This window comes from Psychromonas sp. MME2, from assembly GCF_040566515.1.
Taxonomy (GTDB): domain Bacteria; phylum Pseudomonadota; class Gammaproteobacteria; order Enterobacterales; family Psychromonadaceae; genus Psychromonas.
Map to the genome: position 1 here is coordinate 40,304 of NZ_JBEWXI010000009.1, position 11,968 is coordinate 52,271.

General features: G+C 37.6%; 9 protein-coding genes and 1 pseudogene. All 10 read left to right on the forward strand.

The features are described from left to right. Window positions 1-3,012: a UvrD-helicase domain-containing protein gene (locus tag AB1A03_RS08420; RefSeq protein ID WP_354624233.1), complete on the forward strand. Its 3,012-nt coding sequence runs from the start codon at window positions 1-3 to the stop codon at window positions 3,010-3,012. After that, window positions 3,009-3,752, forward strand: a complete 744-nt coding sequence (locus AB1A03_RS08425) for a PD-(D/E)XK nuclease family protein (RefSeq protein WP_354624234.1) — start codon at window positions 3,009-3,011, stop codon at window positions 3,750-3,752. The genes AB1A03_RS08420 and AB1A03_RS08425 overlap by 4 nt, the downstream gene beginning before the upstream one ends. Then, the gene (recD, locus tag AB1A03_RS08430; protein WP_354624236.1) at window positions 3,749-5,494 is read left to right on the forward strand and encodes an exodeoxyribonuclease V subunit alpha; all 1,746 of its coding nucleotides are present in this window, start codon (window positions 3,749-3,751) and stop codon (window positions 5,492-5,494) included. Before AB1A03_RS08425 ends, recD begins: the two co-directional genes overlap by 4 nt. A gap of 119 nt (window positions 5,495-5,613) precedes the next feature. Further along, entirely contained in the window at window positions 5,614-7,806 is a 2,193-nt protein-coding gene (locus tag AB1A03_RS08435; protein WP_354624238.1) for a DUF8426 domain-containing protein, read from the forward strand. A 13-nt stretch (window positions 7,807-7,819) separates the two neighbouring features. Beyond that, complete coding sequence (locus AB1A03_RS08440; RefSeq protein WP_354624239.1) at window positions 7,820-8,461, forward strand: 5-methylcytosine restriction system specificity protein McrC; 642 nt, start codon at window positions 7,820-7,822, stop codon at window positions 8,459-8,461. Window positions 8,462-8,508: 47 nt separating this feature from the next. After that, window positions 8,509-8,874, forward strand: a complete 366-nt coding sequence (locus tag AB1A03_RS08445; RefSeq protein WP_354624243.1) for a 5-methylcytosine restriction system specificity protein McrC — start codon at window positions 8,509-8,511, stop codon at window positions 8,872-8,874. Next, window positions 8,870-9,181: a 5-methylcytosine restriction system specificity protein McrC gene (locus tag AB1A03_RS08450; RefSeq protein ID WP_354624245.1), complete on the forward strand. Its 312-nt coding sequence runs from the start codon at window positions 8,870-8,872 to the stop codon at window positions 9,179-9,181. Before AB1A03_RS08445 ends, AB1A03_RS08450 begins: the two co-directional genes overlap by 5 nt. Before the next feature lie 69 nt (window positions 9,182-9,250). Beyond that, entirely contained in the window at window positions 9,251-10,213 is a 963-nt protein-coding gene (locus tag AB1A03_RS08455; RefSeq protein WP_354624240.1) for an ankyrin repeat domain-containing protein, read from the forward strand. Between the two features lie 246 nt (window positions 10,214-10,459). Beyond that, window positions 10,460-11,176 (forward strand): LEM-3-like GIY-YIG domain-containing protein, encoded by a 717-nt coding sequence (locus AB1A03_RS08460; RefSeq protein ID WP_354624241.1) that lies wholly within the window; start codon window positions 10,460-10,462, stop codon window positions 11,174-11,176. 180 nt (window positions 11,177-11,356) lie between these two features. Then, window positions 11,357-11,968 (forward strand): annotated as a pseudogene (locus AB1A03_RS08465) (hypothetical protein); the annotation flags it as partial.

The window sequence follows — 11,968 nt, forward strand, 5'->3', positions numbered from 1 at the left end:
ATGACTGATACAAAACTACAGTCGAAGCAAGCTACGCGTATCGATTTTGATGTGGTCAATGTTGCGCTTTCTGGTGCAAATTTAGTTGAGGCTAGTGCAGGCACTGGTAAAACCTGGAGTAGTACGGGGTTGTATCTACGTATGATTGTTGAAAAACAGTTACTACCCGAGCATATTTTAGTGGTGACCTTTACGCGTGCTGCTACTGCTGAACTTGCCGGGCGAATACGCTCTCGATTACAAGATATGTTGCTATTTCTGCGTGGTGATAAACAGGTTGAAGATGCTGATCTTTATGCCGATTTACAGAATAAATGGTCACAGCAGGGACAAGATTTTAGTGTCATTCAAAAACAGCTTCAACTAGCAATAAGTGAGTTTGATAAGGCTGCTATTTATACCATTCATAGTTTTTGTCAGCGCTTATTAAATGATTATAGTTTTGAAGCGTCAACACGATTTGATCTAAAACCGATAACCGATGAAACACCTTATCGTCAGCAAGTTAGTGAAGATTTTTGGCGCAAAAAGATAGTGCAATTAGACGCAGATAATGAAGGCGACCAAACTTGGTTATCCTATTTAATCGAGAAAAAGCAGAGCCCAAGTCGTTTATTAGAGAGTGTTAAAGACCATATAGGTAAGCATTCCTTTGTAACCCTCAATGTGCCTGATTTGCCAGTTTTACAAGGTGATGAAAAGCAGTTGTATCAGCAAGTATTAAGTGTTTGGCAAGCAGATCAAGCTGACATTATGCTGCAATTTAACCAAGCATTCGATGACGCCTTAAATGGTTCAACTTATCGAAAAGGGCAAAAGGATCAGTACATAGATGCGCTGTATGGATTATTAGATAATCAGCGTTTTAATTGGTGTGCTTTTTCTAAAAAATGCAGCGCAGAGACGATGAAGGGCAAGGTCAAAAAAGGTAAAGACAGCTTTTTAGTTAAGCATCCTTTTTTTACTCTACTTGATGAAGCGATAGCGCTTGATAATCAACAGCAAGAAATCTTGGCTGTGAAATTAAATCGTTTACGTGCTGAATTGTTAGTGTATTTAGAAAGCGAGTTACCTAAGCTTAAATCTGAACTCGGCCTGCTTGGTTTTAACGACATGATGCAACAGGTTTACGACGCATTAGTCGGTCCGAATGGACAAATTCTAGCGAGTGCGGTGAGTGGGCAATTTAAAGCCGCTATTATTGATGAATTCCAAGATACAGACCCGTTACAGTTGAAGGTGTTTGATACACTATTCGTGAAAGAAAATGCTATTTTGTTTTATGTTGGTGACCCTAAACAGGCTATTTACAGTTTTCGTGGTGCGGATATTTATGCCTATTTTGAAGCTGCTAAAAAGACAATTAATCAATACACATTACGGACTAATTACCGTTCTACACCTGCTTTGGTCAATAGTGTTAATGCTATTTTTGCAACGGATCATGATGCCTTTATCAGTCAAGATATTCACTTTGATTGGGTCAAATCGATTAATAAAGCCACCCTTGATATCAAAGACGACCAAGACAGCGCAGTTACCTTTGTATTAGCCGAAAAAGATGATGGAAAACCGTTTAGTCGTACTGAAGCTGATCCATTATCGTGTCGTTATACAGCCGCTAAAATTGCAGAAATTTTAAGCAAAGCACAAAAAGGCCAAGCGAATATTGTCAAAGGCTCTTGTACTCGTCCCGTTGAAGCGGGAGATTTTGCTATTTTAGTACCTTCTCATCGTGATGGCGATCTTGTCAAAAAAGAGCTTGATGCACTTAATATTGCCAGTGTTAGAAACAGTAAAGATAAAGTGTTGAGCAGTGTTGCAGCCACAACCTTGTTAAGACTTATGCAAGCAGTCGCAACGCCAAGTAATGAAGCTCATGTTGTTGAGTTATTAGGTGATGCGCTAATGGGATTACAGGCACACACTATTTTTGAACTGAAACACAATGATCAGCAATGGGAACAGTTGCTTGCGAAATTTTGGGCATTACGAGAAATGTGGTTAGAGAGTGGTTTCAGCAGTATGTTTCGCTGTTGGTTAGAGCAGGTTGACAGTACCGGGGATTCGGTTGCACAGCGTTTAATGAAACTTGCTAATGGTGAACGTTATCTAACCGATTTAATGCATCTATCAGAGATTATCCAAAGCCTCTCGGGTGAATTGGGCAGTATGCAAGGATTAGTTGCTTGGTTAGAGCGTGCAATCAGTGAAGACAGTGATGACGATGAATACCAGCTTCGCTTAGAAAGTGATAATAAGCGTGTAAAAATCGTGACTATTCATGCCAGTAAAGGGCTTGAATATAACATTGTATTTTGTCCTTTTATTGCCATCGGTAAAGATCCGAAGTCCGATGAAATCGTATCGGCACACCATAATGGCAAAACCTACATCGATTTTTCTAGCGATGATTATGAGCAGATAAAACAGCGCCAACAGACAGAATCATTAATGGAGCAAATCCGCCTTTTGTATGTTGCCCTGACTCGTCCGGTATTTCGTTTATATCTGAACTGGCCAAATATTCAAGATAAAACAAAATTTGCAGCCTTGGCTTGGCTGATTTATGCAGACCAAAGCATGGTGGATGACGCTGTTATCTTATTAGCGAGTGCGGTAAAAACAATGAGTTTTGAGAAATTCTCACAAGCAGTGTTGGATCTGCAGTCCCGTGCTAATAAAGGTGATACACAGCAAGGTAAAATACCCGCCGATATTAGTGTGCATATTATTAGCGATGTTGAGATGCAATCTCCTTTAAAACGTGTTTCCAGTGATGCTCAGCAGTTGCTATCTGCCAAATTACCAAAACAAAAAATAGCAGCAAGCTGGTGGCAATCTAGTTTTAGTGGTTTAACCAAAGGGCAACAAGCTCATAGCGAAGAACACAATGAAGAAGTGGTGTTACATAACGATGAGCTAAAAGTGGCTGATGCATTTAGTGAAGAGAGTGAAGATTCAGATACACAGGATCCTATTCTATTTTTGAGTTGCCACGTGGTGCGATGACAGGAGAAGCCTTGCATGGCATTTTTGAATTTTGGGATTACCAAAAACAGGATGATGACGCGCTATCGGAGATGATTCTGCAACAGTTAACGCTATTTAATGTGGGCAAATCAGAGGATCGACATCATTGGATCCCTGCGGTAATGGCGATGGTAAAAAGTACCATCGAAACGCCTTTAGATAACGACCACATTATTTTAAGCCAAATGCCTGCTTTTCAGCGTCTGCCGGAAATGGAATTTCTATTATCGGGTTGTACACAGCTAAGTGAAATCACCACGCTTATTGCAAAGCCTGAATATAACCTGCCAAGTGAGTTTGTCTTTGCCTGTAAACAGCTTGATAACAAACAGATAGAAGGCTATTTAACCGGGTTTATTGATCTGGTTTTTGAAGATAAAAATGGCCGTTTTCATGTGCTAGATTGGAAATCAAATCATCTAGGCATGCATCATAGTGATTATCACAAACAAGCGATGACAGGGGCAATGGCGCACAGTCATTATTATTTACAAGCCATTCTCTATTTAGTAGCACTGCATCGCCATCTAAAAAACACATTACAAAATTATGATGCCAATACACAGTTAGGTGACGCTTGGTATCTGTTTATAAGGGGGATAAATGGTGAAAAACAGCAGGGTATTTATCATTTTACGCCACCTGTCGCATTAATTTGTGCCATTGATAATGCGTTATCACCTGTACATTCGCCGTTAACGATGGAGAACAACCTATGAGCTCAAATATTAGCGTGATGGAACTAGATGATGCGTCACAGTCATTGGTTAAACACCTTAGTGGTGCCATTGTTCGCACCAGCTCTAAAGCTGAAATTGGCACTGTGCAACTTGCATTACAGCAATTAATCAGTGCATTGCAACAGGGGCAAACATCCGTTGCAATCTCCGATGCATTTTCAAAGAAATTATTAACGCAAGGCATTGCAGGGCAAACAAACGAATTCAAAGCGATGATTATTGACGGCGACCAACTTTACCTAGCCCGTTATTACCACTATAAGAACAAGCTTGAAACACTACTTGCTAAGCTTTCAAGACAACAGGGGAGCACTTTTGATTGCGATAAAATGCAACCTGTTTTACAACGCTTATTTCCACTTGATCCAGCGTTGCAAGCAAGTGGCAGTGGTAACTGGCAAAAAGTCGCTGCATCATTAGCTTTATTTCAACGTTTTAGTGTTATTTCTGGTGGCCCCGGTACAGGTAAAACCACTACGGTATTGAAACTGTTAGCAGCGTTGTACGAAGCACAAGAAACGGGGGGACGTGAACTTCAAGTGATGTTAGCTGCACCAACGGGTAAAGCTGCCGCACGAATGCAGGAATCTATTCGCGCCAATATTACCCCCTTGCCCTGCGGTGATGAGATCAAGCAAAAGTTACAAGCGCTCAATGCATCAACACTGCATCGATTATTAGGTTACAAACACCAAAGCGTGGAGTTTCGTCATCATGCGCATAATCCGCTTGCCTTAGATATTTTGGTGGTGGATGAATCATCGATGATTGACTCCACTATGATGAGTCAATTGCTTGATGCCATACCAGCTCATGCGCGTATCATTTTATTAGGCGATAAAGATCAATTGCCCCCCGTTGGCCCAGGTAGCCCATTTGCTGATATTTGTGCGCAGTATGGTTTTAGTGAACCCTTTGCAAAGCAGTTAGCTAACTTAAGCGGTGAAGACTTGACAAAAGTGAAGGCAAGTCATCAACCATTGTCTGATAATTTAGTCTTTTTACAACATAGCTTCCGTTTTGATGCCCATAGCGGTATTGGCAATTTAGCCAGAGCAATTAATGATGGCGATATTGACTCGGCACAAACATTATTAGCCGATGAAACCTTTTCTGATATTGCATGGGTTGAATATATTGCTAGTGAATATAGAAAATGGGATTGCCCTAAAGTTGATCCCATTATTATTAAAATAAAACAGGGTTTTGGTGATTATTTACAGGCATTAAAAGCACGAGAATCCTTTGAGGCGATAAATGAAGCATTCTTACATTTCTGTGTTTTAACCTGCATTCGCCAAGGCGGTAGCGGCTTAGAAAAAATAAATGAGATAGCACAAAAAGCATTAGGCTTTCCAAGTGAACAATATTGGTATCACGGACGTCCTATCATGATAAGTAAAAATGATTATCAAACCAAACTATACAATGGCGATGTCGGCTTGTGCCTGGATTTACATGGAGACGGTGACCTGCGTGTTTATTTCCCCACTGCTGAAGGGTTTAGAGCGATTAATACCAGCCGAATCCCAAGCCATGAAACGGCATTTACAATGACGGTACATAAATCTCAAGGTAGCGAATTTAAAGAGGTACTGTTTTTGTTACCCGAGAAGTCACTACCCATTATCAACAAACAACTCGTTTACACCGCCATTACGCGCGCAAAAAAAAGAGTGGAAATTTGGGGAAATGAGTTGAAGTTGATTGAGCAAAATTAAGAAAAATATAATAAGTGAGATGGACTTTCCATAATCTACCTACTTTGAATGTTGTAGGTTTGTTATTAAGGCGATTCAATTTTTTTGTTAAAAAATTAATAATACGAGAGAGTAAATAGATGTTAAGTGAAGGCAATATAGATACACAATCGGCAAATAAAGGTGAGATAGATAAAAAATTGATTGATGAAATACATAAATACCTTATTGAATTAATAGAGCAACATAAGGAAAAAATTGTACTTCATAGTAAGAGTGTCAGAAATCCGAGTTTTATATCTCAAACTCTTGAGGAGAGCATTAAGAAGATTAGCATTGATAAGGTTCCATCTAAAAAGTTACTGCTATTTGAATTTGATAACCGAGAAAAACATTTAAATTTAAACTTGTCGATTGGACCTGGTGATAAATTAATTAGAGAATATCTGTTTGATTTGGCAGGAAAAAGCGTTTTATTTAGTCCGATGAGGAAGACGCAAACAGAAAAATGGAGTGGAATTTATAGAACTGAACTTTTAAATTATGCCAAAGAGCAAGAAAGAGATAGAGATAAACTATGTAATTTAATTAAAGATAAATTTGAAAAATTCTGTCAAGAAGGTTTAGTCGAAATCGAAACATTCTTTTCTAATAATGTAAGTAATGAAGAAATCTTGTCTGTTAATTCAAACAATAATGATGAAGGTAGTAAAATGACTGACGCACCACTTAATCAAATTTTGTACGGTCCACCAGGAACAGGTAAAACTTATCATACTATTGAAGCAGCGGTAAAAGCGGCTGATCCAGTTAAATATGATGAATTAGCTATCGATGAAAAATTAGGTACTAATTCAGCTCAACGAGCTGAATTAACTAAGCTGTATAAATATCTGTGTAATGAAGGTCGTATTCGCTTTGTCACTTTTCATCAAAGCTACGGTTACGAAGAGTTTGTTGAGGGGCTGAAAGCGTTAACTGACGAAGATAAAAAAATTACATACTCAGTGGAATCAGGTGTCTTTAAAAAATCGGTTGAAAGTGCAAGAGCTAAACGAATTAATAAAACAATCCTTGCAGGTCACTACAACTTAGATAATAGAAAAATATGGAAAATGTCGCTTGGCAATACCTTAACAAACGAAGGAGAAATGGTATTTAAAGAGTGTGTTGAAAATGATTGTATATTACTAGGTTATGGTGAAAGTATAGACTTTTCAGGTTGTAACAGTAGCGCAAAAATTAAACAAAAATTTACTGAAAATGGTTACGAAATAAAGCCACAAGATTACAATGTGACGGCTGTTAATACATTGGTAAACAAAATGTCGGAGGGTGATATTGTGATTGTCTCTGACGGCAATCACAAATTTAAAGCCATCGCAGAAATTACCTCCGATTATTTATGTCTTAACGATGATAGAGATAGCTATTTTCAAAAAAGAGATGTTAAGTGGTTAATGATATTTGAAGAGTCTCGGCTAATCGAAGAGCTATTTTCGTCTTCTTTATCGCAAATGACCTTATATAACTTGAAAGATTCGGTTATTTCACGAGAAAAACTCTCTGCGATGCTTAATGAAACTAAAGAAGAGCTAGAAGAAGCCAAAAATCATGTGTTAATCATCGATGAAATTAATCGAGGTAATATTTCTAAAATTTTTGGGGAACTGATCACGCTGATAGAACCAAGCAAACGTCAGGAGGCAGAAGAGGAACTTGAAGTCATTCTGCCTTATTCGGGGGATAAGTTTTCTGTACCTAATAATTTATACATTATCGGTACCATGAACACAGCAGACCGTTCACTTGCAATGATGGATACAGCCTTACGTCGTCGTTTTGATTTTAAAGAAATGATGCCAAAACCGGAGTTGTTTTCAGACTGCTCTGTTAATGGTGTAAATCTCACAAAGCTACTTGATACGATGAATAAACGTATTGAGGTACTATATGACCGTGAACATACATTAGGGCATGCCTTTTTATTCCCCGCGTATAACGCGAAGAAAGCTGGTAATGAAAAGATAGCTATCGGTGAGTTACAGTCTGCTTTCCAAAATAAGATCATTCCCCTGCTAGAAGAATACTTTTACGAGGATTGGAGTAAAATACGTTTGGTACTTGGCGATAACCAAAAATCGATTAAAGAACAGCAATTTATACGCGAATCGCCAGTTGAATATGCGGATTTATTTGGTAACGATTACCAAGTTGACGAATTTGGTCAGCCGGAAAGTGGTTATGAATTGGCTCCCTTTGATGATGCTATTTGGAGTAGTCCTGAAGCATATCAATCAATTTATGGCTCGCTGACTAATGCAACAGAATAAGTTGAGAGTGCGAGTGACTAATAAAACTGTCTGTCTATTTGAATTTGACTTTCTGGCGAGTGAAAAGTCCATTAATGAAACTCAAACACTTGATAAAAATGTAAAGCTGGTAAGTGATCCTGCATTTCAGTACTTAAAGCAATTATGCTTGTCAGATGGTAAGGAGAACCGTTTATTAAAGCTACGTAGTGTTAAGCGACTTGAAGTCTTACAAGTACAAAACTATGCAGGTGTTATCTTTACGCCGGATAAAACCCAAATAGAGGTATTACCTAAAGTTGGTAGACAAGGTGACGATGTAGATTTAGCGCGTGAATCATTGTTGATGATGCTCAAAACCTTGAAAGGCTTTCGTCATATAGAGACTAAACAAGCCAATATCGCTAGTCAAAAAATGCCTTTGTTAGAAGTGTTTATTAGCCAGTTTTTGTTATCTGTTAATATCTTGATAAAACGCGGTTTACGTAGTGATTATATCGCTAAAGAGGATAATCTTACCTTCTTGAAAGGTAAATTAAACGTTGGCAAGCAGATTCGCTATAACTTCATTAATAAACATAAGTTCTATGTTGAATATGATGAGTTTTTACAAGATAGGCCTGCCAACCGATTATTGCATAGTGCACTCGTGGCTATAAACAGTTATACCCATTAGCTAAAAACCAAAAGCTACTGCAAGAACTGTTATTTGTATTTGCAGATATTCCGAAAAGTCGAGATTATAAGCTCGATTTTACACGTCTTAAAGTTGATCGAGGAATGGATTATTACCAACGCCCGTTGGAATGGGCACGTTTAATCTTAGAAGGTTTTTCACCACAAAGTATGCAGGGAAAAAGTCATGCTCCATCATTATTGTTTCCGATGGAAACTGTGTTTGAATCCTATGTTGCGAAACTGCTTCATCAGCAGGTTACTTCTGATTACAAGGTGAAGGAGCAGATACAATCACAAACATTAGTGCGTCATAAGGAGCAGAACTGGTTTAGATTAAAACCTGACTTACTCATTGTAAAAGACAGAAAAATTGAAGTCGTGTTAGACACAAAATGGAAGGTCTTAGATTAATCCAAAAGATAATGGCACTACTAAATACGGTCTTTCACAAGCTGATTTTTATCAGATGTTTGCTTACGGTCAAAAGTATCTTACTGGCAAGGGAAATATGTTTTTGCTATACCCACAAACAGAAAATTTTACAAAATCCATCAGTTCTAGCTTCTGTTATGGAACTAGCATTAACCCTGATACGAATGGTGAAGATAAACTCAATCTTTGGATTGTGCCTGTAGACTTATCTAACAGGATTGATGACGAAAAGCGGATTATATGGCCAGAAACTCATTCATTAATTACTAATTATTTAAAAATTTAAATACTGAAATAGCCAATTAATAAATCTGGTTTTGATACTTACTTTTATCAAGTAATTAAAGGTGAATAAATGAGAAATGAAAAAGAGATAAGCTTACTGGCATATCAAGGCAAGTGGGAAATGTTAATTCGTATGTTGAGGGAACATCCAAGGTATGTAAATGTGCAGAGCCAATCGAACGGTTATACTCCTTTACATCAAGCTGCATGGCATGGAGCAACATTAGAGGTTATTGGAGTGTTGTTAAGTTTAGGGGCAGATTGTCGTATTAAGACCACGGATAAAGGACTAACAGCATTAAATATTGCAGTTATAAACCATCCTGAACGGGCGGATTTAGTTTACGCTCTTTCTGAGAGGCGGATGACCATTGCTCAATTGATTAGAAAGGTTATTGCGACTCAACCTGATCTGTTTGATGCATACGATGGTAACCAAGTGTTAGCTGACCGTTTTATCGGATCTTTTGGCGTAGATAGTTGTCCAGAGAATCCTGATAAACTGATTAAAAGATTTGAAGCTTCATTTAGAGCATTAACAGGGGTGAACATAACATCTTCTAGGAAAATTATTTTTAGCCTAGCTGAAGGTTTCGACTTGCAGGTAGATACACCGTTTTGGAAATCACGATTTTTGCCCATACTCCGTGAATTTGCTGATCAGTCAGCTACGATAGCTCTTGAAAAAGAGTGGTTAGTTGTTTCAGATTTGTTTGATCCTGCTCCAGGTCATTGGGGGTTGCGTGGAGATTTGTTTCTTTGGATGGAAATGCGACAAGCATTGTGTCATGTATCTGTTCCAGAAAATCCTTCAGATTTAGCCAGTATAATAAAATCTACGTTTCATGCTTTAACAGGAGAGTCACTAGAAAATAATGGAAAGTTCTATGTGAGTCGCTTTGCTAGAGGCGGGATGGATGGTGGTATAGCCTGTTCATTTTGGATAGAGAAGTTGATTCCAATGATTGAACAACGATTGAGATGGTTACAAAATATGTGGGGATTCGACAATGAATCTCGAACGGTTAGATAGGATTCTGATGAAGTCAAAGTTCCCCAGTATCTAACGTAATAAAAGTTCTCTGTAAAGCGTGCTTTTAACTGTTTATTTCATATCTCTATTCTTATTTATTAACGTAAATAATTTGCTCTAAAAAGCGATATGAGAATGTAGAAAACTGGTTAATTACTCAAAACTTAAAAAACCGATAATATTACAAACCTCCGACTTGGACGCTAAGAATATAGTTCCTACTATGCCATCATTAATGAGAACAATATGATAAATAAATTCCCGCAAAATATGATAGATAGCCTTCAGTATTATGTTTATATCTACATAGATCCTAGAAATGAAGAAGTATTTTATGTTGGTAAAGGTAAGGGGAATCGATGTTTTGCTCACTTATCTGATAACAAAGAGTCAGAAAAGGTAAAGAGGATTAATGAAATAAAATTAGATCATAAAGAGCCGACCATTGAATTGTTAATTCATGGGGTGACAGAAGATATCGCGTTAAAAGTGGAAGCTTCTGTTATTGACTTACTTAATGTGAAAAAATTAACCAATCAAGTAAAAGGGCATGCTTCATCAAAAATTGGCAGAATGTCTATTGATAAATTGATCTCGATTTATAACCCTGAAAAAGCGAATATTCTAGAGCCTGCATTGTTAATCAAAATAAAAAATACTTTTAGTTACTCCCATACAGCGAATGAATTATACGACGCAACAAGACAGTTCTGGCGTATAGGGGCAGACCGAGAAAAAGTAGAATATGCTTTCGCGGTATTTGATGGAACAGTGCAAGAAGTTTATAAAGTGATTTCTTGGCATAAAGCAGGGACAACGTTTTCTTCAAGAACAACGACAAAAGAAGATCGTTGGGAGTTTATTGGTCAAATAGCCAATGAGGAGATACGTAGTAAATATCTGTATAAAGATGTTTCGGCTATCACTAATAACCAGTCTCCATTTTATTATCTGAATATATAAAAGACCTTCAGATAAGTGATAATGAATTACAGCCCTTTTAATGTTTATTAAAATGGCTGTAATTCTAGTCTTTCCACCAGCGTTTATCCTTGTCACTGCATCACTAATTACAAATATAACCATTTAATAGTTAAGTGTATTTGCTAGTATTCAATGACTATCTAAGTTATTGAGAATGCTATGGACTGCGCTGTAAAACAAAACTACTTCGAACAAAAACTTTCTACCCTATCCAAACAGGGGATTAGTAATGACGACGCCATATTAGATGTTATCGAAGCATATTTAGATGGTAAACCTAAACCTGCAAAGTCCAAAAAACCAAAAGTAGTTACCAATGACCAACTATTTTGGTCGTCAGTGTTTTTGTGGGATTTAAGTGTTGAGGTGATAAGTTCAGAAGCCTTTATTCTTGCCTTAGCACGTTACTTTTCGGTTGAGAAAATATCTAACTTTAGTTTACTCGAGCAACTAACCTATAGATCCCCTGAATCGATGAGGAAGGCGATAAGAGCTTCCGAGATAATATTAAGACCATCGAGTAATAAATGGACAGAAATAAAGCAATTAGCATCAAGGATTCCTGGTGAGCTGTCTGAATTAGTGGCTGTTTGTTGCGCCTTTCAGCGCTCTCATCAAGAACGTATAGATTTAGTTGTTAAATATCAAAAACCATTAAGTGGTTTAACTTTATTTGAGCTACTAAGTTATTCGAGCGTGTATGCGTTTAAATATCTATTTAATGAACCCGATGCTCTTGATGGTACTGTTATTTCAACAAGTGAGCGTTTC